The organism is Bacillus testis, assembly GCF_001243895.1.
Classification (GTDB): Bacteria; Bacillota; Bacilli; order Bacillales; family DSM-1321; genus Bacillus_AD; species Bacillus_AD testis.
In genome coordinates this window covers 1,506,927-1,532,751 of record NZ_LN851186.1, presented here as the reverse complement: position 1 = coordinate 1,532,751, position 25,825 = coordinate 1,506,927, and the positions used below count along the sequence as shown (strand labels likewise).

Here is a 25,825-nt window from a genome sequence, read left to right as displayed (position 1 = left end):
ATTATAAGGATTGGTCATCCACCGAACGGAGATACTTCGTTATCTCATCCACAACCGACTTCACACCATTTTCTTCAAAAGGCGAAGTTAAATGGGCGACCTCCACTAACTCGAGAAACGTCTTGCTGCCGCCCTCACGGCAAAGCTTTAGATAATCTGTCCACGCTTCACTATACTTGTCCCGTGAGCGTTTCCAAAATTGAAAGGCGCAAATTTGTGCCAGTGTATAATCTATATAATAGAATGGTGTTGTATAGATATGGCTTTGAAGCTGCCATATCGCGCCGCTTTCAAGATATTCATTCCCCTCGTAATCGCGGTGCGGAAGATACTTTTTCTCTATGATTTTCCATGCCTGGTTTCTTTCTTCAGGAGTCGCTTTAGGATTGCTATATACATAATGCTGAAATTCATCGACGGCAACCCCGTACGGTAAAAACAACAACGCACTGCTTAGATGCGCAAACTTATACTTTTCTTCATTTTCGCCAAAAAACTTGCCCATCCATGGCCAAGTAAAGAACTCCATCGACATAGAATGGATTTCGCATGCCTCCATTGTTGGCCAAATATACTCAGGCAATTTGAAATGGCGGCTTTCGTATACTTGGAACGCATGGCCGGCTTCATGGGTCAGTACATCAATATCATCACTGGTGCCATTGAAGTTCGAAAAGATAAACGGCGCTTTATAATCGAAGAAATATGTGCAATAGCCACCGCCTGCTTTTCCTTTCTTTGCAACTAAATCCATCAGCCCATTATCCATCATATAAGTATAGAATTCACCCGTTTCATGTGACAGCTCTTTATACATATCCATCCCTTGTTGAATGATCCAATGGGCGTCTCCTTTCGGCTCAGCATTCCCACTTTGAAAGTCCAGGGATTCATCATAAAACTTCAATGAATCGACGCCAATTCGTTTTTCCTGCCTCTTGCGCAATTCTGTAGCCAACGGAACGATGTATTCTTGTACTTGCTTGCGAAAGACCGCCACCATATCCGCATTATAATCGAGGCGGTTCATGCGATAATAACCTAATTCCACGAAACTCTCAAATCCTAGCTTTACAGCCATGCGAGTGCGAATTTTGACAAGCTGGTCGTAGATGGAATCCAATTCAGAGCGATGGTCACTCATAAATGAAAAGATAGCTTCTACCGCATTCTTTCTGACAGCCCGGTCAGTTGACTGTTTGTACGGAGCTAACTGGGCGATTGTAAGCTCTTCCCCATTCCAGGGAATTTTGGCAGAAGCAATCAATTGGGTATACTCAGAGATCAGTTTATTTTCAACTTGCAAATCTTGAATAATCTCCGGAGATAAGGTTTTTATTTTGGTTTCCGCAAGTAAAAAGAGTGTCTTTCCCCATTTTTCTTCAAGCTCTTTCCGATATGGGGATGCAATCAATGCTTGATAGAAAGCAGCATCCAACTCCTCAAATTCCGGCGAGACTTCATCCAGATATGCTTGCTCCTCTTTATAAAAGTCATCATTGGTATCGATTGTATGGCGGACATACACCAAATTCTTCATCGTGTCAAAGGTATTCCTTAAATCATTCAAAGCCTTCATAGCCGTTTCTTGTACATCAATCGACGGCGCATCCTTGAATTGTTTCAAAAGTTCCTCGAACGCTGTCTTGTAGTGCCCAAATTGCGGCCGTTCGTATACGAAGTGATTAAATGCCATTTTACTTGTCTCCTTTTGTGTTAATTGCCGATCTTATGCGCCTTGCAGCTGGTATTGAGCCTGAATCAAGTGATAGTAATGCCCTTCCTGCGCCATTAATTGCTCATGATTGCCTTGTTCTTTAATAGTCCCCTGTTCCATTACATAAATCATATCGCAATCACGGATTGTTGATAGCCGATGGGCGATGATGATGGATGTCCGATTCTTCAATAACTGCTTCAGTGCTGTCTGGATCTTCACCTCTGTCTCAGTGTCAATGCTTGCTGTAGCCTCATCTAGTATGATAATTTTCGGATCGGCAAGGAGAGCCCGTGAAAAGGATAAAAGCTGTCTTTCCCCTACTGAAAGGATATTTCCCCTTTCTTCCACCTCAGTTTGGTACCCTTTAGGGAGTCGCATAATAAAATCTTCGGCCCCGACTGCCTTGGCCGCAGCCATTACCTCTTCGTCAGTCGCCGATGGGTTGCCAAAACGGATATTCTCAAGAATCGTGCCCGAAAAGATAAAAGTATCCTGTAAAACGATTGATATATTGCGGCGCAAAGAATAGAGCGAGAGATCACGTATGTCATATCCATCAATCAGAACTTTTCCAGCTGTGCAATCATAGAATCGGCTGATCAGATTGGCAATCGTCGTTTTCCCTGAGCCAGTGTGCCCTACCAATGCCACTCTTTGCCCAGCTTCCATCTTTAGGGAGATGCCTTTAAGCGCTTTTCTTTTCTGGTCATAAGAAAACTCCACATCTTCAAAAACAATCTTTCCTTTTGCTTCCGGCAAATCGATGGCATCTTGTTTTTCACTGATATTCGGTTTTTCATCAAGGAATTCAAAGATCCGTTCAGAAGATGCCATCCCGATCAACAGTTGATTATATAGCTGTCCCAGCCGGGAAATTGGCTCCCAAAACATGCCCAAGTAAAATGCAAACGAAACAAAGACACCGATATCCATTTGGTTTGCGCTGATTAAATGGGCTCCATACCAAAGCAATACAGCCGTGCCAAGAGCGTTTGTGATATCGACAAACGGGCGGAATAAAGCGTTTTTCTGTGAAGCTTTTCGCCAATTCTCAAATAGTTCGTAATTGACCCCATCAAAAAAACGCATATTCTCCTTTTCTTGGGAAAAAGATTGAGTCACACGAATTCCTTGGATACTTTCATTCAAGTGGGAATTCAGTTTGGATTGGACAAGCCTTACCTCCTGCCAGCTTCTTCGGATTTTTTTCCGCAGGCTGGTGGAAATGAAAAACATAATCGGCATGATAATCAAAACAGCCAACGTCAACTGTGGGCTCAAGGTAAATAGGATGATGATAATGCCGATCAACGTAATACTGTCCATTAAGAGATTGATCACTCCATTTGTAAAAAGATCCTGAAGTGAATTGATATCATTCATAATACGGACAAGGATTGATCCCGCCGAGCGCTGATCAAAAAATCGGTTCGATAAGCTCTGTACATGGGTAAATAGATGTTTCCTTAAGTCAAAAATGATTTTTTGGCCTAGTTGGTTCATCCATTTAAAACGGAATACGTTGACCACATACGAGACAATATACAGTATCGCAATTAAAGCTACCATTTTGACCAGTAGAGGGCCATCCTTATTGATGATTGCTCTATCGAGTGTATAGACCCCTATCAGAATAGGGATTGCCAGACGGATCAATGTGGTGATGATGACCGATACAATCGATAATGGCAAAAGGCCTTTCCTGTAAGGTTTCATATAAGCAAGCAACCGAAGCATCTGCTTCCAGTTGAATGGTTTATCGATGGCTTGATCGGTTGAATAATTGAATCGTTTCATGACTTGGGGATTCATCGTGCGTGATTTCATAAAGCACCTCTTTTCCTTTTAAACATGCGCCATTTTTTCATGGTCGCTGTATTGGATATCATAAATAGCCCGGTACAATCCTTTATGGGAAATCAGCTCTCGGTGTGTACCGCGTTCTGCAATCCGTCCTTGCTGCAGGACCAAAATCTCGTCACAATGCTTAACAGAAGAGATTCTATGGGCAATGACGATGGTTGAACGGTCTTTCATGACTTCTTTTAATGCATGCTGTATGCTTTGCTCAGTCTGCATGTCGACAGCGCTGGTCGCATCATCAAGAATCAAGATGCCAGGATTCAGGCATATGGCCCGCGCAATGGCAATCCGCTGCTTTTGCCCTCCGGATAATCCAAGTCCCCGCTCGCCCAGCATGGTATCATATCCATCTGGCAGCTGTTGGATAAATTCATGTGCCTGCGCTCTTTTTGCTGCTTCCATGATCTCCTCAATTGTCGCCTCTGGTTTGCCATAAGAAATATTGTCACGGATGGTAGACGAGAACAAAAACGATTCCTGCAGTACAAATCCTATATTCCTCCGCAAAGTTTCAAGTGAAAAAGTCTCAAGCGGATGGTTGTCGATCAAAACTCTCCCTGCTGTCGGCTCATAGAATCGGGTAATCAACTGCGTCAAGGACGTTTTACCGCTGCCTGTTGCACCGATCAGACCAAGAGTTTTGCCGGCAGGAAGACGAAAAGAAATATCCTTCAGCGCATGATTGTCGCTCTCGGGATAAAGAAGCGAGACATTCTCAAATTGGACATCCCCCTCAATTTTGGCCACTGCGAGCGGCTCTTCGCATTCCTCAATATGCCGATCCTCTTCCAATACTTCCAGCAACCTTTCTCCCGATGCCTTTGATTGGGAAAACAGATTGATAATATAGCCAATATTGGTGATAGGCCAGACTATATACCATACTAAACTATAAAAAGCAACAAGCTCTCCTGGTTTCAGGGCACCATCCATTACTAATTTTCCGCCGTAAATAAACAGCAGGACAATGGAAAACTGGCCGCATAATTCCATCAACGGAAAAAACTTGGACATAATATTACTCGTGTATATGTACTGGTCGCGATATTGACCATTGGAAGAATTGAATTTATCAATCTCGAACTCTTCCCTCGACAACGACTTAACAGTCTGTATGCCGCTTATGTTTTCCTGTACATTGGTATTCAGTTTACCGAATGATTGGCGAATGCCCTTAAAAGCCGGTGAAACCTTTTTCTCGAAGCGATAGACAACAACAGCAAGAAACGGCAGTGTAATCATTGTCACCAAAGTGAGTGGCACTGAATAGTAAAACATTACACCAAAGCTGATGACAATTAGAGTAACAACCCGGATCGCTTCAGCAATCCCGAAAGAAAGAAAGAACCGGAACCCTTCGACATCTGCTGTCAGCCTTGACATTAAATCGCCCGTCTTCGCTTTATCATAATAGCCAAAACTCAAAAACTGCAGTTTTTCATACAAAGCGTTGCGCAAATGGTAGACAGCCTTGATCCCAAAAATGTCTCCCTGATACTGGTTCAGATAGGAAGCATAGCCTTTTACCATCATTAATATAACGAAGCCAATGGCCAAATAAGGAATCCAAATGTACTTTCCTTCCCCGATCACCCGATCAATCGTTATCTGGAGTATGACCGGATAAACAACTGTAATCAAGGTCATCAATAATAAAAATGCCAATGAAACAAACAAATGGGACCGATACGGCCAATAGTAACGCTTTAATTTCTTAAATGTCTCCATACTAACCCCCTCTTATTTCTGTTTATGAATGGGTAAAAAAAACCATTATTACAGAAAACTGTATTACCTAATATATCGGTTTTCGAAATAAAATGCTACAGTTTTTTTCTAAATTTTACTTATTTTTGTATAATTATGAATTATGTGATTAAGACACCTCTTCTATTTTGCTACACACAAAAAAAGCATTGTTTCATACGGTATAAACCGTAAAAAACAATGCTTGGCTATTATTGAATTTATTCAGCTTGTTCACTTTCACTTAAAACACGGTTAACCCGTTTTTCAAGCATTTTCATGCCGCTGCCGCCTGCTTGGAAATGACGGAGTACACCTGTCTTGTCGAACACATAATAAGCTGGTACATACTGGTTTTCAAAAGCATCATTCAGCTTCAATTCACTGTCGACGAAAATCGGTTGAGTGATATTGTGTTCAGCTGCTACTTTTTTAATGTCTTCTATATCCAAATCGTTTTCAGAGCGGGGCATATGAACAGCCACTACGTTCAATTGGTCTTTGTATTTATCGCGGAACTCGTTCACTTGAGGCATTGCTTCCTTGCATAAATGGCAAGAAATAGACCAAAAATGAATTAAGGTCGGCTTATCGCCCACAAGATCCTCCTTAGTCACTTGGCCATTCAGCCACTCGGTAGCTCCAGTCAATTCAGGCATTTCAGTACGTAATTTCATCGCACATGCACCTCCATACATATTTAAGAAAAAAAGAGGCCTAACAGGATATGTTTAGGCCTTCTCCATTAGTCTTTATCCCAAGAGAAGCGGGATGAGATATTCCCGCCTATCAAAGTTTCACTTTATTATAGCGTTTTTTGGCCTGGTCTCCAGTTTGCAGGGCAAAGGCCGCCTGTTTGCAACGCTTGTAAAACACGAAGAGTTTCATCAACGTCACGTCCGATATTGTTGTGGTTCACCACTTGATATTGCAATTCACCTTCTGGATTAATAATGAACAATCCGCGAAGGGCAACACCCTCTTCTTCGATCAGCACGCCGTATTCTCGGGAAATGCTATGGTTTGTGTCTGCTGCAAGCGGATATTTCAAATCTCCCAAGCCGTTTTCCTTACGGTCTGTATTGATCCAAGCCAAGTGAGTATGGATTGTGTCAGTTGAAGCACCGACCACAACAGCGTCAAGGTCTTCGAACTCATCATAACGGTCAGAGATTGCTGTGATTTCTGTTGGACATACAAATGTGAAGTCCATTGGATAGAAGAATAATACAGTCCACTTGTCATTTTTCATATTTTCTTCCAAGCTTACCTTACCAAATTCTTTGTTTGGCAATACTGCTTCCATTTCAAAGCGGGGAGCTTGTTTTCCTACCATGCGTTCTGCCATGAAAAATCCCTCCAAATATAATTATAAGATTATATTAATTGAGAATAACAATAAAAATTCTCAATTATCAATTTGTTCGACAATACCCATTATATCATTGTGCGAAAGGATGTCAAACTTTTAATTACAATAAGTATCATCTGATAAATATTTTAAAATACAATAAAACTCCATAGCCTCTTCTACTATTATTTATAGTACCATTCTTTCATTTTCAATTAAAATGATAAGCACAGACAATTCGCCCAATTGTTACAAATTTTGTACAAGATATTAATCATCATCATCAAAAAAACGGACAGATTCGATTTCTGTCCGTCTAAAAATATACTTTTAACCGCGATTTCCCTTATAACGCATATAAGATGCCAAAAAGTCGATTGCTTTAGGAATGGCCTCTTCCTGGGGATTAAGCTTTGCATGGTGCAGGCCATAAGGAGATTCAACGCCCAGCCAAAACATGAAGCCAGGAATTTCTTTCAGCATATAACCGAAATCTTCGCCTGTCATACCGGTTTTGGCTAGCTGAAAGTCAATGCCGGGTTCTTGTTCTGCAAAAGCGATGAATTCGTCAGTCAATGTTTCTTCATTATTTACCTGATAGTACATACAACCGTAGTCAATAGCGGTCTCACAGGCAAATCCTACTTCGATCCCTCTTACTAGCTCCTCGATGCGCTGCTTTACTTTAGCCATGCTTTCTGGCGAGAGCGTCCGTATGGTGCCTTCAATACGGGAATGTTCCGCAATGATATTCTGGACCGTTCCCCCGGTTATTTTTCCGATGGTAATCACGGCTGAATCCAGTGGGTCGACATTTCTGGAAATGATGCTCTGCAGCTGTCCGACAAGCTGGCAGACCGCAATGATGGTATCGTTGGTTTGATGCGGATAAGCCGCATGGCCGCCTTTTCCTTTGATATCTATGTACAATTCAGATGTATTGGCGAATAAAAGGCCTTTTTTTGTCGCAATGGTGCCGACAGGATACTCAGGCGCAATATGGAGGCCAATCATCATATCCGGACGCCATTCCGCCATAATATCGCTCTTCAGCATCGGTTCCGCTCCTCCCGGTCCTTCTTCGGCCGGCTGAAAGATGAACAGTGCATCGTCATCGATTGGCTCGTGGACCAGACGGGTCAACACACCTAACGCGATGGCCATATGAACATCATGGCCGCATGCATGCATCCGGCCGGAATGCTGCGATTGGAAAGGCAGCCCTGTTTGTTCCGTTATGGGCAATCCATCAATATCCGTACGATATCCAATCGTTCTTACCGGTGATCGTCCAAATACCTTTACGAATAGGCCTGTCTTCCATTTGCAGATCGAAAGGCGGCCAGCAGGAAGGCTTTCCAGGTAATTCAAAAGAAAAGCTTGTGTCTTATATTCTTCGAACCCTAACTCAGGGATGGCGTGCAATTCCCGGCGCACGCCAATGAACTCATTCGAATCCTTCACTTCAGCTTCCTCCATTTACATAGTGTTTTTGTTTGTTTCTTCGCATCCTATCGATGCTTTTTTCATTTCGTTTTTGTAAAAAAGACTGCCGCAACATAAGGATTACCTTCTGTGCGGCAGCCATTCTTTTAATCATTATAACTGGCGAAGCTCTTGCATAATTTCTGTTTTTGATTTTGTTTGATCGTCTATTTCTTTAATGACTTTAGCAGGGATGCCCGCTGCCACAGAGTATGGCGGGATATCCTGAGTAACAACTGCTCCGGCAGCGACCACTGACCCTTTGCCAACAGTTACACCTTCAAGGACTACAGCGTTAGCGCCGATCAGTACGTCATCCTCAATCACAACAGGTTTTGCTGAAGGCGGCTCGATGACACCAGCCAGAACAGCACCGGCGCCGATATGGCAGTTATTGCCGACTGTCGCTCTTCCGCCCATTACTACATTCATGTCGATCATTGTGCCGGAACCGATAACAGCTCCGATATTGATGGAGGCTCCCATCATAATGACTGCATTTTCGCCGATTTCTACTTGATCGCGAATAATAGCGCCCGGTTCTATTCTTGCTTTGATCCCTTTTAGGTCCAGCATAGGGATTGCAGAATTTCTGCGGTCATTCTCCACCACATAATCCTCGATTTGATCACTGTACTCGTTTAACGCTTCACTAATATCAGACCATTCGCCGAAAAGAATGCCGGTGTTTCCCGTGATAAACGTTTTTGTTTGCTCACCAAACGCCAACCCTTCCAAGTCTCCTTTTATGTATACCTTTACAGGTGTTGATTTCTTTGCATTTGCTATGTACGAAATGATTTCGCGAGCATCTACCATTTTCATTTATGTTTCCTCCTCCTTCAAATGCAGAAAATTTCTATTGATTACTTTACCAAACCAAAAAGAGATTAACAAGTAAAACAGGCAAAAATATTAGGCAATCAAGCCCCTTTAAGCTAACCGGCTCAACAGAAATAAGGAATGGCCCTCTATTTGAGTTTGCTTTCTTCAATGTATTCCTGAACCACTTCGACAAACGCCTGCACTTGCTGCAGCTCGAATGATTTTTCATAGCCGAGCAGCCAGGTGTCTCTCTCCAAATGATCGTGATGGTCATCATACAAGGGAATTTTATAGATATTGCTGTCATGGTTCTCAATCGTGATGGCAGGCAAAATCGCATAGCCAATCCCATTAAGCGCCATTTGCTTGCACGTTTCTATCTGGTCGACCACTATTGTCCGTTTGGGCACACTCTTAAAATGGCGAATCCACCAATCTTGTATTTCTTGGTAATAATTCGAATCACTCTTGAATTGGATGAACGGTCGGTTCGTTTCTAAAATTTGCTCCAGCTCCTGCATTTCAGTATCGACCAAATATAATTTATCTTTAAATAAATGATGGCGGACCCCTTTCCAATCAGGCGTTCCTCTGATGATCCCTACATGGACAGTATCGTCATATAGCGATTTTAATATCTCCGAACTCCATCCGGTCACTAAAGAGATTTTAGCATGCGGATATCTGTTAACATATTTTTTCAACACTTTTGGCAGCCAATTTTGGCCCACAATCGTAGCGCAAGCGATTTTTAAAGTACCATAAACCTTATTGTCCATCGCCTGGATTTCTTCCTGTACTTTCTCTTCCTGTTCAAGTACGCGGTTGGCTAAGTCGATGATCGCCTCCCCGGCCGGCGTTAAGGTTAGGCCTTTCTGGGAGCGGACAAAGATTTTAGTCTGCCACTCTTTTTCAATGCTCTGCAACCGCTGTGACAACGCCGGCTGCGAAACAAATAAACGTTCAGCCGCCTTGCGCATATTCATCTCTTGGGCCAGAACCGATAATAGCTGATATTCTGAATTGCTCATTTCCATCCCTCTCTATTGGTTTCTAGCGGTCAGCCCGGCATTTCGCCATTCATTCAACTGCCGAAAAAAGGTTCTTTTTCAAGTGTTGGGGTAGAGAACATTTCTCTGCCCCTTTATCCTAATGAATTGCCTATTGATTTATAGTGGTGATGCAGGAGGATTCGTGCCCTAAAACGAGCGAAGTTCCTGAACCCAAAGGCATTCCGTTTCATGACCTTTGTCAAGTTGTTCAACCCTTCCACAAACCCATTGGAGTACCCAAATTCAAAACGGTTAAGGATTTCCGTTTCCCAATTTCGATAGGTCTGGACGGTTTTCACGAACTCAGGAATCCTGCTTTCTTCCACCTTTTCATAAAACGCATGCAGCGCTTCTTTTGTCTTCTCGATATGGCCTGGCCCCCGCCGTTTGGCTTCGTTAAACCACTCATAAAAGGCCTCTTTCAACCCATACGCTATTTTTAATTCAGGGGACAGCGCAAAGTATCTTTCCAGATACCATTTATCTGTTTTTGTAAGCTTGTGGGAAGCTTTATGAAAGACGTAACGGACCTTCTTACACTTTTTACGGTCGTATGCATGCCACTCGTTTTGTTCCCTCACACGGATCTTGTCGAGCGCCCAATTCATATACCGGACGAAATGAAACCCATCCGCCACGATCACAGGACCGTCCAAGGCCTGTTTGACAGCTGCCTTGAAGGCGTGGCTCATATCCATGACAACCACTTCCACCTTGGCCCCATGTTTCCGCAAGTACTCTTTAATTGTGTCTTTCCGTCTGTTTGGCAGGATGTCGATCGGTTCGCGGGTCACGGCATTGGCAATGATCAATTGATATTTTTCCTTTCCGGAATCCCCTTTGAATTCGTCGATGGCAATCGCTTTGGGCAAGGCCTTCTCTCCCTTGATTGATTGGGGGATAATCCGGTCAAAACGCCGTATGATCGTACTGACGGATGTATGGTATTGGGCCGCAATTTCGGTGAATGTCTTGGCTTTGACGGTACGAATCTGGACCTGTTGATTCCATTCCTTCGAATGGTGTTGATACCTCTCCACAAAAGGATTTTCCTCATAGAAACGTTTCCCGCACAAGCAGGCATATCTCCTTTTCCGATAGATAATCATGGTGGGGCGTTCCGCCATTTTCAGATGCTTAATCTTTTGGATACGGTAGTCATGGACACGCTTGGTCTCCTTCGAACAGGAAGGGCAGGCATGGTCCTTAATCGGCATTTCAATATATATTTGGTAGATTCCTTCATTGATGTCGGTTTTGATGATGGTTGCCCCTTCAAGTCCGGGCAGAATCATGTTAAAATGCAAGAGCACACATCTCCTTTTCTATCTTGTTTCTCGTCAATTCAAGTATAAGAAATTAGGAGCTTGTGTGCTCTTTTTTTGCCCATTTTTAAGTGGACACCCCAACATTTAGTATAGAACCCGAAAAAAAGCCTTGTAAAAAAGAGCCTGCGTAACGCAAGACTCTTCCTTTTCAAATGGATTCAATTGGCAAATAGCTGCTTCTGAAACTCTTTCAGCAACGCTCTTCTTGTCAAGATCCCTTCAAAAATGCCATTTTCGTCTTCCACACATACAAATGGATGGTCAATCATCATTTCCAATCCAACCTTGACAGTATCCGTCATGCGCAGCCGAGGAATATCAGCATTCATGACATCACTCACTTTCAACTCTTCCAGTTTCTCGAACTCGATCCGTTCAAGGCCAAGGATCTTATCAAGAATCATAGGCGAACTGATTAGACCATATAATTTGAAATGCGGATCCAGCACAGGGATCGCTGTATATCCACTTTTCGTAAGAACTAACAAACCGTGTTCAAGATTATTGGCAATCTGGACATGCGCAACTTTTTCTGCTGAAATCACGTATCGCTCAATCGATGTGGAAAGTAATTCATTGTTATTACATGTAAGCATATGATTACCCCTACTCTGGTTCTAAGTATTTTCTTCTTTTACTTATTTTAACAATTACTTCTGCTGCCTGCATCCTAAATGCTTAGTTTTTATTTTCCTGTTTCTCCAGAAGCTTGCGTACGGCAATCAATTCCTTTTTCATGGATGTCACCTCAGCAAGCCCCAACAATATAATAAACAACATGACAACCAATAGAAGCATCAGCATAACCGATCCACCTTCATCGTTTATTATTCAACAACTGGGCCATCTCTTGCTGCATCTACTCTCTGTTAAAATACATCCTAAGTATACATAGCCTTAGCTTTTACGGCAAGCAGACAGTCTAACTTAGAGGAAAAGCGAGATATGCTTCAGATGCAAGCAGTCTCACCTGACAACCCGCGAAAAGAGATTCCTGTCCGCTGCTTATCAAGCAAAACATTCATTGGTCGGGTTTTTCATTTCCCGCCTATCCTTAGTTGAACTAAACCGAATCCTTACTGGTACTTCTATCTTCCACTTGCCTCTTCCTATTCACGCATCTTTTGAAGCGGGAGCCTTAGCCGGATAAAAAGCAAAAAAACCAAAAAAAAAGAGCCCACTGGGACTCTTATGCGTGTAATAAATCAAAAATTTCAATAGTGATCATATCAATATTGTCGAATTGATATTTAGAAGTTTTACCTTTTTCATCGTAAACTTCCAATTCAAACATAGCAGTTTTGTTAAAGTAGGTAACCTGACATTTTTTAACGCCATCTATTTCAAAAAAACGTTGTGCAGTTTCTGTTTCCTTCGCTTGTTCCTGAAGGTTTAGTAGTCTTGTTATGATGCCTTGTAATTGAGTCATAATAGCATCTCCTTTCAATATGTAACGGTATAATTACCAGTATGATTCACTATATCACAATTTATTATGCCTGTGCCATGCCTAAGTGTATTCAGAATGTTTCCACAATCATTTACTTTACCACTAATGCCCCTTAGAATAAAGAAGTAAGATTGCTGACAGGAGGTATATCAATGAAATTTGCGCAACAAATTAATAGTACTATGTATTGCATTGATTGTCACGATTTAGGGAGAAAAAATAGAACAGGCTGTTATGTCTTAAAAGGGCAATCCCAAGCACAGTTGATCGAAACCTCAGCCAGCCCTTCCATCTCTTATATTCTTCAAGGACTGGAAGAACTGAACATCCCATTGGAAACCATCACCCACATCATTGTAACCCACATACATCTTGACCATGCAGGCGGTGCCGGCCTGCTGCTTCAAAAGTGCCCGAATGCAAAACTTCTCGTCCATCCCAAGGGGGAACGCCATTTGATTGATCCAGCCCGGTTGATCGCCGGAGCAAAAGCTGTTTACGGTAAAGACTTCGAAGCACTTTTCGAGCCAATTCTCCCTATTCCGGCCCATAGGATTGAGACTGTCGGGAATGGGCAGCAATTGATTCTTGACGGCCGCACTTTAACCTTCTACCACACACCCGGCCATGCCAATCACCATATATCCATCCATGATTCTGTATCCAATGGCGTTTTTACCGGCGATACATGCGGCATCTACTACCAGGAGGGACAAAAAGGCACCCTTGTTTTGCCTACGACTTCCCCTAACCAATTCAACCCGGTTGATATGCTTAATAGTATCTCTCTGTATGAAAGATTAAAGCCGGACGCCTTGTTCTTTGGCCATTTCGGCGTATGCAGCGAACCAACCGAGGCGTTTTCCCAAATGAGGCATTATATCCCGCTCTTTGTAGCATGCGGAACAGAAGCCCGAAAGCAAATGCCCGGCGATGCAGAGGCGCAGCTGGCATTAATCGAGAAACTGCTTTGGGATCTTGTTTCCCCCAGACTTTCTCAACTAGAGGTTTCAGGCTCACATTCACTGCAATCGATCCTGAAGCTTGATTTTAGCGTATCTTCATTAGGAATACTCGATATGCTTGCAAAAAGAGAAAGCAAAGCATAAATTATACATATGTCGTTTGACATCATTCCCATTTAGATCCTTCTGCATAGAAGCTGTTTCATTGGAGGTACGCATGAATAAAGTTGTCGTTTACACACAGCCGTCTTGTCCCCCTTGCGAATTCACTAAATTGTTCCTGAAAGAGCATGGGGTTCCCTTTGAAGAAAAAAATATAGCTAGGGACCAAAAGGCAAAGAAGAAGATGATGAACCAATATAATGCTTTTTCCACTCCTGTCATCGTAATCGATGAAGAAGCCATAATCGGCTTCGACCAGGAAAAGATCGAACGATTGCTTCATTTATAGTCACAAAGAAGAGCCGCTTTTTGAATTAGCGGCTCTTCTTTAATCTAGTAGGCTGGTTAAAAAATATTATGCTCATAAAGGTATTCATAAGAAATATCAATAAAGAGATACTCATTATCTCTTAAAGGCAGCGAAAAGGTTCTGATGGTTTGTGCAGTCTCGATATCACTGTATGAATCAGAAAGAAAGCCTTCTTGATCATTTCTCATTTTAATAATGGTTTTCAGGAAATAGGGACGCCAGCTCCAATTCTTGTCGATATAATGTTCCTGAATGGACCAACCTTGGTTCGTCTTCAGGAAATTCGGCGACTTTTGAAACCCATCTTCATCGCAAACGTACAAACGGAAAGCGTAGGATTCCAACATTTTGGCTAGCTCCAGCAACGGCTGCCGTTCCCCGCTTGCAGCCCTGCTCTTCCTCACACAGCGCTCCAATTCCAACTGCAACTTTTTTTTCTCATCATATTTTTTTTCAAGGCTCATTTTCTCTGAATCTATAAAACTATGGCATTCACGTTTGAAGCGCTCTTTTAAAGATTCACGGCCAATGGCTGCTGGGCTCGGTTGCGCCAAATAAAACCCTTGATAGTAACGGCCGCCATGCCTCCAGGCAAATTGCAGCTGATATACGGTTTCGATATTTTCGAATAAGAGGGTAGCACCCATTTTGCGGGACAATTCTCCCCATAGAGAGATGGTGTCGGCAAACGTATCCCATCGCTGCATCTTTAAATGGTCAAGGCTGATTTTCAGGATTTGAGGGGAAATCGCCGATATGCGGTCCAAGTGGCTATCCACCCCTAAATGATCGATTGCAATCTTGATTCCATAGGTCTTATAGTAAGTTAACAAATGCAACAGACTTTCCATATTGCCGGAGAATGATTTCTCGGATAACTCTAATACTATGCGATGCATTTTCTGTTCAGGGAAATAACGCTTGATGATTTCAAGAAATCCTTCCCCATGGTCATACATCAATAAGTGGGGATCCCGGTTAATAAAAATGAAACATTCGTCTTCCTGATCCGCCAACTTGGCTAATGCCTGTTCCAAAATGATATTGTCCACGTCGATCCGATACTCTTCAGGGACAGAATGATCACTGAAGAATGGCCCCAAGCTTTCATAGCCTTTGTCTGTCTTATAACGCCCCAATATTTCGTAACCTATCACAATATGTTCATCCGCACTGAAAATTGGCTGCAAAAAAGCCTCAAGCTGACTAAAGTTTGTCAGCACTTCCATTGGATCCATGTTGACCACCCCGAACATTTGGTATTTAGAAAGATTATACCACTGTATGTCAAATGGCGTTCAAAGATATCCGATTTTTCATATTCATTTACACATTATTCAAAAAGGTCTTTGATTCAACCAGCTGCCTCCATCCAAAGTAATACATTCTCCATTCAAATATAGCGCCTGGTCAGACAGCATGAAAGCCGCCAATTGGGCAATTTCTTCAGGTGTCCCCAATCTTCCCAAAGGCACGGCTTCAAGCGTCAATCGGGCAGCAGCATCGCTTTCCCACAGTTTTGCCGCTCCGCCAGTCCGCTCGATTGGCCCAGGTGCTATGGCATTCACACGGATCCCGTATTTACGGCCCCATTCTACCGCCAATGTCCGCGTCATGGCCAGGACGCCTGCTTTGGCACTTGCCGAATGGATAACCCCTGGACCTGCATCCCAGGCATATGTAGCGACCATATTCAGTATGGATCCCTTAATTCCATTTTTGATCATGTATTTTCCTACTTCACTGCTGCAATAAAAGGAACCGTTCAGTACAATATCAATTACGGATTTCCAGCCATTTGGCGACAGATCTTCAGCCGGGCAAATAAAATTCCCAGCGGCATTATTCACCAGGATATCGATGGTGCCGAATTCTTCATGTGTTTTTTCAACCAGCGCTTTCACATGTTCTATTTCACGGACATCCATTTGGAATGAAATCGCCTTTCCATTCGGATGTTCAATTTCTTTTATCGCCTCTTGCAAGCGTTCCGGGTTGCGTCCTGTGATGACGACATTTGCTCCTTGCGAAACAAAATGCTTCGCCATGTATTTTCCCATGCCGCTTGAACCGCCAGTAATAATAGCCACTTTATCTTTCATCTTAATCCCCCCAACCTCATAATGAACAACCATTCATTTATTTTACCATTATTAGTATGAATTTTCTAATTTTAACTATTTCTTCACTCCTTTATCACATGCTCTTTTTGCTCGCATATTGGCCAGCACACGAAGAAACAATCTTGTCAATGGGCGAAAAGAACAATTACAAAACCATACTAAGCTGACTTTTGCCTTTGCAGAAAAATGGGATAAAATCTGTTATTTCAGTTTTTACCTAGACGCCATTTAAGCCTAACCATGAAAAAAAGCATGCCGGCAAGCAGCATGCTTTGAATCAGGCAATTATACAAATGGAAAAAGAAGCGGTATGGCAATCAACACCAGTATGCCGACGAAGATTTGCAATGGCAAACCTAAACGGATAAAATCCGCCATTTTATATCCTCCTGCTGTCATCACAAGAATATTGGTGGGTGAAGCAAATGTTGACAGACTCATGCTTGCCGCTACAGCAATCCCTATTAAAACCGGCTCGGGATTTATGCCGAGTCCTAGAGCAGCTGTGAGCGCAACCGGGGCCATAAGGATTGTGACAGCCATAGAATTGATGAACTGGGACAACACGGAGACCACCAGATAACAGCAGATCAATAACCCATAACCGCCATAAGCGCCGACAATTGACAGCATGCTATTGCTCAGGAACTGTGTGCCTCCTGTTTTCTCCATGGCAGATGCAATCGGGATAAGCGTCGCAATAACTACTATGATTTCCAAGTTCACTCTTTGATAAGCTGCCTCGATCGACTGGATGCATCCTGAAATCACCATCAGAAAAGCTGACAACAGGATGCTCGTCAGTGGCGAAAGAATATCAAAAGTTAACAGAACCAACATCAATAACATAATCAATGCCGCAACCGGGGCCTTGCCGGAAGCACCGGGGCCTTTTTTCCCTTCATTATTGGATCCTAGCACAACAAAATCCTGTTGGTTGCTGGATAGCAAACCGATATTCTTCCATTTTCCATAAACAAGCAAGGCGTCCCCAATCTTTAATTTTTGTCTTCCTAAGTCAGATTGAATATATTCGCCTTTGCGATTGATAGCAAGAACATTACACATATATGTCTCGCGAATATGAAGATCGGCAATCGTCATATCCTCCAAACTGGAATGCGGAGCCAAAAGGATTTCCGTCATCCCATATGATTTCCGCAGAAAATGCGACTTAATCTCTTCAATCGCAAAAGGCTGTTTCTCCAGCTCGTACGCTTGGATAAATCGGTCAACCTCCGCATCTCCGCCGAAGACCAGCAAAAGGTCGCCTGGATAGATAACCTCATTCGCCTTGGCAGCAATAGAGCTTTTCGGATGCATCAAGCTTATGCGGTCTTTTGATTTTCTTTCGATCTCAATGACCGTGATTTCAAAACGCGCAGGCAATTTAAGATCGGCCAAACGCTCCCCAATAATGTCCGATGCATCCGGTATATGAACAAAATGAAGTTGGTCATATACTTTATAAAGACCGGCCAGTTCGCTTGCTGAAATTGTTTTGCCGGGTTCCGACGGCATATCCCCGCTTGAAGGCCGGATTTTCCGCCCGGCTGTCAGGATAAAGATCAGCCCTGCGACCATCGCAATCAACCCTATGCCTGAAATTTCAAGGAAATCCAACCCCTTCAGGCCTTCCTTGGCCAATATATCAGATATAATTAGATTTGTCGGGGCGCCTATCAGTGTCAGCAGGCCTCCGATACTGGCCGCAAATGTCAAAGGCAGCAAAAAGCGTGCAGGATTTACTTTCGACTCAAAAGCAATGCTCATGATGACCGGCAGTAAAATAGCCACAGTTCCAGCTGAACTTAAAACAGCACTGAATAAGCCAACCGTTATGAACATGATCACCAGAAGCTTCGTTTCACTGTTGCCGCTCATTCTGAACAAAGCGCTCCCTACCGATTTTGCCAATCCAGAATCAAATATGCCAGCACCCACAATAAATAGGCCGGCAGTCATAATGACGACCGGGTTCGAAAACCCCGCTATGGCTTCCTCGGGAGAAATGATATGCAGAACGGTCAGGGCCAGTAAGGCGCCGAAACCGATAAGGTCTGACCGGATTTTACCTTGTGTCAATAAAAAAAACATTAATGCTAATATGATAAAAGTAATAATCATAGGCTGATTTGTCATTTGAACCTCCTACTTTTAAACACTATACAATCAAACAGCTTATGTATGAATACGGCCCAAAAAAGCCATAAATCATATTAAAAGTGCTTATTTGCACACATTTTCTTCATATATATCTACTATATCAATCATAATACATTTCCAAGTCAAAAAGGTAACATTTATTCTTAAAACAGCTTATTAGACTATAACACGGCCAAAAGAGTATGAATATAGCCACATAATCATAGAACCTTATTATCTAGTCTAAAAAAGTTTACAGCTACATTGGATAGAAAAGGGGGAAGATAAGATGGGCCAGGAACTGGACAGGCGAGTTTTTTTAAAGAAAAGCATTCAAACAGGGATTGCCGCTTTTAGTATAGGGGTGAGCGGCCGTTTTTACTGCAAACATGTGGAACCATTTTGGGTGGAAACCAAAGCATATAAAATCAACATTCCCTCCATCCCCCCTGCTTTTCACAAGCTCAGAATCGTTCAGTTTAGCGATACACATTTAGGGTTTCATTTTAATCTGCTGCAGCTTACAAAAATGATAGATAAAATCAATAAACTTCAGCCTGATCTGATCCTTTTCACAGGCGATTTATTGGATAAGCCTGCCCAGTACAAGAATAAAGAGGCGTTGGCAATTGTCGAAGTCCTATCAAAGATCAAAGCAGCCCATGGGAAGTTTTGCTGTTACGGCAACCATGACCACGGCCATAACGGAAGCTCATTATACAAAGAAGTAATGGAAGCATCCGATTTTATTGTTTTGCGCAACAGCAACCGGATGCTGCGTGCAGCCAACGGGCAGAGCATTTATATTGCTGGGATTGACGAGCCGATGATCGGCCGTCCGCTATGGGATAAAACCTTGGAGAATATACCAGACAACCAGTTTGTCCTATTGCTTTCACATGCTCCTGATTTAGCCCATCAGGCCAAAAATTTGAGGGTAGACATGCAGCTAAGCGGCCATAGCCATGGCGGGCAAATCCAATTGCCGTTTATTGGGCCGATTTTTACTCCTCCCTTCGCCAAAGATTTTTCCGATGGCCTCTATAATGCCGGCAGAATGATTGTATATGTAAATAAAGGATTGGGGACCACCCGGATACCCTATCGTTTCCTGGCAAGGCCCGAGCTGACCTTATTTGTGTTGGAATCCGGGCAGCTTGGCGATCAGAAGGTACAAAACAATAAATGAAACTTTGATGAGTGGGGATTTTCATTCATCCTATCGAGAATCAAAAGGAGCCGCTTGGTCTTTTTGGCCTTCATTTTCATATTGAAGGAGGAGTCTTAATGAAAGTTAGAACGGAATACACCTTTTTAATAGAGAGTAAATCATTTTGGACAGGGCTTCCGATACACAATCGTCCAGGTTTGTATTGTACATGCTCCAAGCAAGATAAAGACCATATACTATATAGAAAAACCAGATCGGAGGTATTCACACATGTATTACATGCCCTATCTTCCCTACAGCATGAATGACCCCTACCGAAATCAATACGGTTCCTCTTTTGAACCTGTTTATATACATGGCCATCCAGCCCAGAGCAGTTATGGAAGCGATGATGAACGCTTCTTTCCTTTTGTCCTTCCATTCATTGCCGGTCTCGCCATAGGACCCTTATTATTCAATCGTCCATGTTGCCCGCCTTACTTTCCACCCTATCCGCCGCCTTATCCGCCACTCGCCATGCCTATTTACCAACAACCACCATACGGCGGTATAGCCGGCCCCTTTAATCAGATTCAACAAGGAAATACACCTGTATACGGAGGAATTACAGAAAACGTGAATATTTATACTAAATAGAGGAAAAGTTGATCAGTAGGGGTTTTTATTCTATACGTTAAACCTATCGGAGCCGCTTGAACTTCCACTTTCCCTTCTTCATCTTCGGCATCTTTTGAAGTAGGAGCCTTAGGGCTAATTAGAATGGAATTAGAGCCAGCCTACAGGCAATAAGTCAAGAAGCTGTTAATTAAAACAGCTTTTTTACTGTTTACAATTATTTAAATTAGGATAAATAGGAATGTATCCTTCTATAATAGGAAAGGAATGATAGACAAGCTTATTCCCCATATCAATTTCACACTATGAGCAAATTATGAAAGAAATATTAAACAGTAGAGAATATTTAGATGTTTCTATTACTTTAACGCACCAAAATGCTATAATGACGTTAGCTAAACCAAGAGAGAAAGGAGTTGAGGATATGAACCAGCGACCTAAACAACAGCATCCGGTGAAGGATGAAGAGCTTCCCCAAGCCATTTTTATTATCAATAAACACGCCAAGGCAGCTCCTCAACCGAAAACGCTGTATCAAATGAAGCAAATGGCCATCCAAAAAATGTTAAAAGAAGGCAAAGCAAAAAAATTAGGCTTACACTTCTCCAATAATCCAAAAAATGCCCGGCAACAATCGGATGTCATTATCCAATGCGGCAATTATATCTTCCATTTACCTCCGTCCAAGGAAGATATCAAGAAACTTCCTCATTTAGGAAAACGTGCCGATGATAAGCGCAATCCTAAAACCTATATGTCCTTATCCAAAGCAAAAGCCATTATATATAATTATATCGGTCCTGTGGAGAAGCCAAAGGAACGTAAAGGCTATGGTCTGAACTCCCAAAACAGGCATAAAACCAAACCGAAGAGCACATCGACGATTTTCACTTCTTCATTCCTGGGAAGGGATTTCTATTAAAAACCGGATTCAAAGAAGCTGGGACATAACTAGCTTTAGATAATGAAAAAGTGAAATTGGGGGCGCTCAATTTCACTTTTTTCTATTTTTCTCTATCATCCTTAATACCAAGCCTATTTCGTTTTCACCCTTTCTTCTGTAGTTTTACTTCTAAATCTAAAGGCAAAATTAAATGATTCATATTATAATCTTTACACATAAGGACACTTCTTTCTGTTTGGTTTTGTGTGGTAACTTTAAAAATCAAAGCCGGTGAATTTTTACTCGTTGTAAAATGTCACCGGCTTTTTCATTTCAGAGAAGGGTTTTGTCCCAGCCTCTTTTCGTATTGAAAAACAATTTTGTGAATGAACAAAATAGAAAAACTGATTCATACCTCCTTTTGAAAAAGTATGAAAAAAGAGCTAATGGGCAAGTGAAGATTGATCTCCGCTCTAGGTGTAAACCGATAATAAAGTTGTTTAATTCTTATTGAACTAAAGCCCCCGTTCGTATTATAAGGTTAGCCAATGTTATTGGTTGACCTTTTTATTTAGGTTCTAGAATACTAATGGTAGCTGGGGTAGAACGACCGCCCCCGTGGGATTTTAATCCCGATAACTAAACCGTTCGCCCCCTACTTATAGAAACATGATTGAAGCTGGTTGGGACTTAGATCTCGTATAACAAGCGAAGCTATGACACTATAAGGAGCCATTTAGGGGTTACCAGCTAATTCATTGATGAGGAGGAGATATCATGAATCCAGTCATTGGTCTGGATGTCGCAAAAGGAGAAAGTCAGGTTCAAGCATTCTTGGAGAAAAAGAAACCATACAAAAAGAGCTTTAAAGTCGCACATACACTGGATGGATTACAGGAATTACACGCCTTTATCAAAGAAGTGGAAGAACAATCAGGTTCACAGCCACCCATTGTTTTGGAATCTACGGGACATTATCACCTGCCTGTCGTTCAGTATTTTGAAAAAAGAGGATACCTGTTAATCGTTGTGAATCCACTCATTTCTTACAAAGCGAAAAGTTCGAGTTTACGCAAAGTCAAAACAGACATAATTGATGCTCACCATCTCTGCGAGCTGTATTACAAAGAGGATTTAGAGCCCTATAAAAAGCGTGGCATTCAGCTTTTGAACTTGCGTAATCTGACGAGACAGCACGAGAATTTGACGGGTATGTTTGTCCAAGCTAAGCTACAATTTCAATCTGTGCTGGATCAAGTATTTCCTGAGTATGTAGGTGTGTTCGGAGAATTGTACTCGGATGTCTCTTTACGTACTTTATCAACCTTTCCAACCTCTAAAAAAGTGTTGGAAGCTGGTGAAGAGACCCTTACCGTGAAGATTCATGAACTGTGCAAGAGCCGATCTCAGAAATGGGCCAGTAATCAAGCGAATAAGCTCATACAAGCAGCTAATCGAAATCCGTTTCAGCAGACCCTGTATCATAGCCATCTGATTAGTTTAGAGATGCTTATTAACATTCTTCTTGAATATAAAAAGCATCTATCCGTACTTGAAGAAGAGATAGATGCCTTAGCAAAAAATATAGAAGAATATAAGATTATCCAATCCATTCCTGGTATCGGNTCGTATTATAAGGTTAGCCAATGTTATTGGTTGACCTTTTTATTTAGGTTCTAGAATACTAATGGTAGCTGGGGTAGAACGACCGCCCCCGTGGGATTTTAATCCCGATAACTAAACCGTTCGCCCCCTACTTATAGAAACATGATTGAAGCTGGTTGGGACTTAGATCTCGTATAACAAGCGAAGCTATGACACTATAAGGAGCCATTTAGGGGTTACCAGCTAATTCATTGATGAGGAGGAGATATCATGAATCCAGTCATTGGTCTGGATGTCGCAAAAGGAGAAAGTCAGGTTCAAGCATTCTTGGAGAAAAAGAAACCATACAAAAAGAGCTTTAAAGTCGCACATACACTGGATGGATTACAGGAATTACACGCCTTTATCAAAGAAGTGGAAGAACAATCAGGTTCACAGCCACCCATTGTTTTGGAATCTACGGGACATTATCACCTGCCTGTCGTTCAGTATTTTGAAAAAAGAGGATACCTGTTAATCGTTGTGAATCCACTCATTTCTTACAAAGCGAAAAGTTCGAGTTTACGCAAAGTCAAAACAGACATAATTGATGCTCACCATCTCTGCGAGCTGTATTACAAAGAGGATTTAGAGCCCTATAAAAAGCGTGGCATTCAGCTTTTGAACTTGCGTAATCTGACGAGACAGCACGAGAATTTGACGGGTATGTTTGTCCAAGCTAAGCTACAATTTCAATCTGTGCTGGATCAAGTATTTCCTGAGTATGTAGGTGTGTTCGGAGAATTGTACTCGGATGTCTCTTTACGTACTTTATCAACCTTTCCAACCTCTAAAAAAGTGTTGGAAGCTGGTGAAGAGACCCTTACCGTGAAGATTCATGAACTGTGCAAGAGCCGATCTCAGAAATGGGCCAGTAATCAAGCGAATAAGCTCATACAAGCAGCTAATCGAAATCCGTTTCAGCAGACCCTGTATCATAGCCATCTGATTAGTTTAGAGATGCTTATTAACATTCTTCTTGAATATAAAAAGCATCTATCCGTACTTGAAGAAGAGATAGATGCCTTAGCAAAAAATATAGAAGAATATAAGATTATCCAATCCATTCCTGGTATCGGCGAAAAAATCGCGGCCACGATTATTTCCGAGATTGGAGAAATAGATCGGTTTAATCACCCTAAAAAGTTAGTAGCCTTTGCGGGAATTGACCCCAGTGTATTCGAGTCTGGTACCTTCAAGGGTACCAAGAATCACATCACGAAAAGGGGTTCCAGCAGGCTACGGCATGCCTTATTCACAGCTGTCCGTTGCGCCATTCGAGATGCCCGTAAAACTAGAACGACCAAAGAACTCATCCCTCGAAATAAGAGATTACGTGAGTTTTACGACAAAAAGCGAGACGAGGGAAAACCTTATCGAGTAGCCATTATTGCCTGTGCTAATAAGCTTTTACATTGGATTTACGCTCTTTTGAAAACCAAAACAACCTTCCAAGATGTTGCTTAAAATAAATTTTCACATATCTTCAAGGAACTTCCATCTTGTTGGAGGAAGTTTATTTGTCATGCCTTATTTTCAGTATAGCATGCTTACATTATATTTTTGAGTGAAATGATTGACAAACTATTAGCTGGTTTTGTTTAAGTACAATACTTCACAATACTTAGGTTTTCATTTGCGAGAACTAAATATTAATATGCCTAAAGATAGTCCTATTGCAATAGAAAAAGAAGTTAATACTTCAAAATTAGATTTAAGGAGCTTATTACTAACTAAACCAATAAGAAAAAAGATTAAAAAATTCTTTAAAAACTGATTAATGTATTTTTTCACACAATAAAACCCCTTTTTTTGTCCTTTGTAACTCTCTCTATATTTATCGATACTAACAATAATGAAAATGAAACAATAAATATATAAATAGTAATTTTCACCAAGAATTTCTCCATTTCTATCCCTTGTATTATTTTACCACGAAAGTTAGAAGCTTTCTTTCACTAAACTGCCACGTTAGCCGCATAAGAAAAAACTATCTAAATGACAGCTCTGATTTTCTGCTATGTAACTTTAGGTTAATTGAAAAAGACTGCTTATTAGCAGTCAGTTATGTTTACATTTAAAAAGACCACATCTCATCTTCTGAAATCCATTTTTTATTAATTAAGTCATATGATTTATATTCATCGTGAAAAGAGAAATAGGATGGTAATCCAGATTCTTGACCGTTGTTTGCTGTTATCCAACAATCCTCAAACCAGTCTTTTATTACTTCCTGTTCTTTAGGAACAATCGTTTCTGCATTTTCCTCATAAAATGTAGAAAAAAGATTCATTTGATTATCTGATATCTGATAATATTTAATATTATCAATTATATTCATACTACCAGAAAATAAATTAGAATCATTACCTTCATAAAAAACTTCATTAGCTTCTTTATCCATCGAGAACATAACGATTGATAAGGTATAGTGTGTCGGATCAACAAAAGTTGAAAAATCTAACAGTTCTACTTCAGAATAAAAAGTTAGGTTATCTATTTCCTTTAATTTATCAATTAGATTTTTAGAATTCAATTCAAGGACATCCTCTATATCTTGTAGATAGGCATCAATCGTAAACATATTTTTCTCCTTATAATCGTCTGTTTTAGTTTCTTCTAAACTTTCTTCTTTAATGTTACTATTTGATTCTTGACAACCACTCAACAATAGTAAAAAAAGAAAAAGGTATAGCATCTTTCTCATTCATCCAACCCCATACTCTAAGTATTTTTACCTTTTAACTCAATAGTATCAATTTAAAAGTGTGCCATTTAAGTTAATTGTATTTATTTTCTAATTATTATATCACTAACTCTTCAACTGTTCATCTTCCACTAACCTGCCACGTTAGTTGAGTAAGACAAGATAAAACAACAATCGTTACGAACCAGTATCATAACAAAAAAGACCGAACATATTTTATATGTATAATATGTTCGGTCTTTTTATTTACATAGGTTTGAGAGTTGTCACCCTTAGATAA

General features: G+C 41.4%; 21 protein-coding genes and 2 pseudogenes. 7 read left to right on the top strand and 16 right to left on the bottom strand.

Annotated features, from left to right (window positions below; translation table 11 throughout):
• Position 1: 1 nt before the first annotated feature.
• The 12 genes from BN1765_RS08025 to BN1765_RS07975 all read right to left on the bottom strand — a co-directional run bounded on the left by BN1765_RS08025 (position 2) and on the right by BN1765_RS07975 (position 12,799).
• Positions 2-1,696 carry a M3 family oligoendopeptidase gene (locus tag BN1765_RS08025; protein WP_050614626.1) on the bottom strand — a complete coding sequence of 565 codons (1,695 nt, stop codon included), beginning with the start codon at positions 1,694-1,696 and terminating at the stop codon, positions 2-4.
• Between the two features lie 33 nt (positions 1,697-1,729).
• Positions 1,730-3,547 (bottom strand): ABC transporter ATP-binding protein, encoded by a 1,818-nt coding sequence (locus BN1765_RS08020; RefSeq protein ID WP_050614625.1) that lies wholly within the window; start codon positions 3,545-3,547, stop codon positions 1,730-1,732.
• A gap of 18 nt (positions 3,548-3,565) precedes the next feature.
• Positions 3,566-5,311 carry an ABC transporter ATP-binding protein gene (locus tag BN1765_RS08015; RefSeq protein WP_050614624.1) on the bottom strand — a complete coding sequence of 582 codons (1,746 nt, stop codon included), beginning with the start codon at positions 5,309-5,311 and terminating at the stop codon, positions 3,566-3,568.
• Positions 5,312-5,550: 239 nt separating this feature from the next.
• A complete protein-coding gene (locus BN1765_RS08010) occupies positions 5,551-6,006 on the bottom strand; it encodes a redoxin domain-containing protein (RefSeq protein ID WP_050614623.1) in 456 nt (151 codons plus the stop codon).
• A 128-nt stretch (positions 6,007-6,134) separates the two neighbouring features.
• Positions 6,135-6,677, bottom strand: coding sequence for a peroxiredoxin (locus BN1765_RS08005; protein ID WP_050614622.1), 543 nt, complete (start codon positions 6,675-6,677; stop codon positions 6,135-6,137).
• Between the two features lie 333 nt (positions 6,678-7,010).
• Positions 7,011-8,144, bottom strand: coding sequence for an N-acetyldiaminopimelate deacetylase (locus BN1765_RS08000; RefSeq protein WP_147554168.1), 1,134 nt, complete (start codon positions 8,142-8,144; stop codon positions 7,011-7,013).
• Between the two features lie 135 nt (positions 8,145-8,279).
• Positions 8,280-8,990 carry a 2,3,4,5-tetrahydropyridine-2,6-dicarboxylate N-acetyltransferase gene (dapD, locus tag BN1765_RS07995; protein ID WP_050614620.1) on the bottom strand — a complete coding sequence of 237 codons (711 nt, stop codon included), beginning with the start codon at positions 8,988-8,990 and terminating at the stop codon, positions 8,280-8,282.
• Positions 8,991-9,136: 146 nt separating this feature from the next.
• On the bottom strand, positions 9,137-10,021 hold the full coding sequence (locus BN1765_RS07990) for a LysR family transcriptional regulator (protein ID WP_050614619.1): 885 nt from the start codon (positions 10,019-10,021) through the stop codon (positions 9,137-9,139).
• 113 nt (positions 10,022-10,134) lie between these two features.
• Complete coding sequence (locus tag BN1765_RS07985; protein ID WP_082195441.1) at positions 10,135-11,355, bottom strand: ISL3 family transposase; 1,221 nt, start codon at positions 11,353-11,355, stop codon at positions 10,135-10,137.
• Positions 11,356-11,528: 173 nt separating this feature from the next.
• A complete protein-coding gene (gene cbpB, locus BN1765_RS07980) occupies positions 11,529-11,966 on the bottom strand; it encodes a cyclic-di-AMP-binding protein CbpB (protein ID WP_050614618.1) in 438 nt (145 codons plus the stop codon).
• Positions 11,967-12,048: 82 nt separating this feature from the next.
• Positions 12,049-12,174, bottom strand: coding sequence for a hypothetical protein (locus BN1765_RS20575; protein WP_261797557.1), 126 nt, complete (start codon positions 12,172-12,174; stop codon positions 12,049-12,051).
• Between the two features lie 385 nt (positions 12,175-12,559).
• Positions 12,560-12,799, bottom strand: coding sequence for a YkuJ family protein (locus BN1765_RS07975; protein ID WP_050614617.1), 240 nt, complete (start codon positions 12,797-12,799; stop codon positions 12,560-12,562).
• Positions 12,800-12,972: 173 nt separating this feature from the next.
• Here BN1765_RS07975 and BN1765_RS07970 point away from each other — a divergent pair, with 173 nt between their 5' ends.
• Together BN1765_RS07970 and BN1765_RS07965 are read left to right on the top strand one after the other, a co-directional pair.
• Positions 12,973-13,929 carry an MBL fold metallo-hydrolase gene (locus BN1765_RS07970; RefSeq protein WP_050614616.1) on the top strand — a complete coding sequence of 319 codons (957 nt, stop codon included), beginning with the start codon at positions 12,973-12,975 and terminating at the stop codon, positions 13,927-13,929.
• 73 nt (positions 13,930-14,002) lie between these two features.
• On the top strand, positions 14,003-14,236 hold the full coding sequence (locus BN1765_RS07965) for a glutaredoxin family protein (protein ID WP_050614615.1): 234 nt from the start codon (positions 14,003-14,005) through the stop codon (positions 14,234-14,236).
• A gap of 56 nt (positions 14,237-14,292) precedes the next feature.
• Here BN1765_RS07965 and BN1765_RS07960 read toward each other — a convergent pair whose 3' ends face one another.
• From BN1765_RS07960 to BN1765_RS07950, 3 genes are all read right to left on the bottom strand, one after another.
• On the bottom strand, positions 14,293-15,495 hold the full coding sequence (locus BN1765_RS07960; protein WP_050614614.1) for an EAL domain-containing protein: 1,203 nt from the start codon (positions 15,493-15,495) through the stop codon (positions 14,293-14,295).
• A gap of 99 nt (positions 15,496-15,594) precedes the next feature.
• Positions 15,595-16,359 carry a 2,4-dienoyl-CoA reductase gene (gene fadH / locus BN1765_RS07955; protein ID WP_050614613.1) on the bottom strand — a complete coding sequence of 255 codons (765 nt, stop codon included), beginning with the start codon at positions 16,357-16,359 and terminating at the stop codon, positions 15,595-15,597.
• Positions 16,360-16,665: 306 nt separating this feature from the next.
• Positions 16,666-18,522 (bottom strand): SLC13 family permease, encoded by a 1,857-nt coding sequence (locus tag BN1765_RS07950; protein WP_050614612.1) that lies wholly within the window; start codon positions 18,520-18,522, stop codon positions 16,666-16,668.
• Between the two features lie 292 nt (positions 18,523-18,814).
• On the opposite strand from BN1765_RS07950, the gene BN1765_RS07945 reads away from it, so the two are divergent.
• The 5 genes and pseudogenes from BN1765_RS07945 (at position 18,815) to BN1765_RS07925 (ending at position 24,305) form a co-directional block, all read left to right on the top strand.
• On the top strand, positions 18,815-19,714 hold the full coding sequence (locus tag BN1765_RS07945) for a metallophosphoesterase (RefSeq protein ID WP_050614611.1): 900 nt from the start codon (positions 18,815-18,817) through the stop codon (positions 19,712-19,714).
• 333 nt (positions 19,715-20,047) lie between these two features.
• A pseudogene (locus BN1765_RS20005) lies at positions 20,048-20,239 on the top strand (hypothetical protein); the annotation flags it as partial.
• Between the two features lie 496 nt (positions 20,240-20,735).
• Positions 20,736-21,233, top strand: coding sequence for a YkyB family protein (locus BN1765_RS07935; protein WP_050614609.1), 498 nt, complete (start codon positions 20,736-20,738; stop codon positions 21,231-21,233).
• A 738-nt stretch (positions 21,234-21,971) separates the two neighbouring features.
• A pseudogene (locus tag BN1765_RS07930) lies at positions 21,972-22,817 on the top strand (IS110 family transposase); the annotation flags it as partial.
• A 252-nt stretch (positions 22,818-23,069) separates the two neighbouring features.
• Positions 23,070-24,305 carry an IS110 family RNA-guided transposase gene (locus BN1765_RS07925; protein ID WP_050613344.1) on the top strand — a complete coding sequence of 412 codons (1,236 nt, stop codon included), beginning with the start codon at positions 23,070-23,072 and terminating at the stop codon, positions 24,303-24,305.
• A 610-nt stretch (positions 24,306-24,915) separates the two neighbouring features.
• Here the strand turns inward: BN1765_RS07925 and BN1765_RS07920 are convergent.
• Entirely contained in the window at positions 24,916-25,545 is a 630-nt protein-coding gene (locus tag BN1765_RS07920) for a lipoprotein (RefSeq protein WP_050613279.1), read from the bottom strand.
• Between the last annotated feature and the right edge of the window lie 280 nt (positions 25,546-25,825).

Excerpts from the sequence above, each read along its gene's own strand:
- BN1765_RS08025 (WP_050614626.1), bottom strand. The coding sequence starts at position 1,696 with ATGGCATTTAATCACTTCGTATACGAACGGCCGCAATTTGGGCACTAC.
- BN1765_RS08020 (WP_050614625.1), bottom strand. The coding sequence starts at position 3,547 with ATGAAATCACGCACGATGAATCCCCAAGTCATGAAACGATTCAATTAT.
- BN1765_RS08015 (WP_050614624.1), bottom strand. The coding sequence starts at position 5,311 with ATGGAGACATTTAAGAAATTAAAGCGTTACTATTGGCCGTATCGGTCC.
- BN1765_RS08010 (WP_050614623.1), bottom strand. The coding sequence starts at position 6,006 with ATGAAATTACGTACTGAAATGCCTGAATTGACTGGAGCTACCGAGTGG.
- BN1765_RS08005 (WP_050614622.1), bottom strand. The coding sequence starts at position 6,677 with ATGGCAGAACGCATGGTAGGAAAACAAGCTCCCCGCTTTGAAATGGAA.
- dapD (WP_050614620.1), bottom strand. The coding sequence starts at position 8,990 with ATGAAAATGGTAGATGCTCGCGAAATCATTTCGTACATAGCAAATGCA.
- BN1765_RS07990 (WP_050614619.1), bottom strand. The coding sequence starts at position 10,021 with ATGAGCAATTCAGAATATCAGCTATTATCGGTTCTGGCCCAAGAGATG.
- cbpB (WP_050614618.1), bottom strand. The coding sequence starts at position 11,966 with ATGCTTACATGTAATAACAATGAATTACTTTCCACATCGATTGAGCGA.
- BN1765_RS20575 (WP_261797557.1), bottom strand. The coding sequence starts at position 12,174 with ATGCTGATGCTTCTATTGGTTGTCATGTTGTTTATTATATTGTTGGGG.
- BN1765_RS07975 (WP_050614617.1), bottom strand. The coding sequence starts at position 12,799 with ATGACTCAATTACAAGGCATCATAACAAGACTACTAAACCTTCAGGAA.
- BN1765_RS07970 (WP_050614616.1), top strand. The coding sequence starts at position 12,973 with ATGAAATTTGCGCAACAAATTAATAGTACTATGTATTGCATTGATTGT.
- BN1765_RS07965 (WP_050614615.1), top strand. The coding sequence starts at position 14,003 with ATGAATAAAGTTGTCGTTTACACACAGCCGTCTTGTCCCCCTTGCGAA.
- BN1765_RS07960 (WP_050614614.1), bottom strand. The coding sequence starts at position 15,495 with ATGGATCCAATGGAAGTGCTGACAAACTTTAGTCAGCTTGAGGCTTTT.
- fadH (WP_050614613.1), bottom strand. The coding sequence starts at position 16,359 with ATGAAAGATAAAGTGGCTATTATTACTGGCGGTTCAAGCGGCATGGGA.
- BN1765_RS07950 (WP_050614612.1), bottom strand. The coding sequence starts at position 18,522 with ATGACAAATCAGCCTATGATTATTACTTTTATCATATTAGCATTAATG.
- BN1765_RS07945 (WP_050614611.1), top strand. The coding sequence starts at position 18,815 with ATGGGCCAGGAACTGGACAGGCGAGTTTTTTTAAAGAAAAGCATTCAA.
- BN1765_RS07935 (WP_050614609.1), top strand. The coding sequence starts at position 20,736 with ATGAACCAGCGACCTAAACAACAGCATCCGGTGAAGGATGAAGAGCTT.
- BN1765_RS07925 (WP_050613344.1), top strand. The coding sequence starts at position 23,070 with ATGAATCCAGTCATTGGTCTGGATGTCGCAAAAGGAGAAAGTCAGGTT.
- BN1765_RS07920 (WP_050613279.1), bottom strand. The coding sequence starts at position 25,545 with ATGAGAAAGATGCTATACCTTTTTCTTTTTTTACTATTGTTGAGTGGT.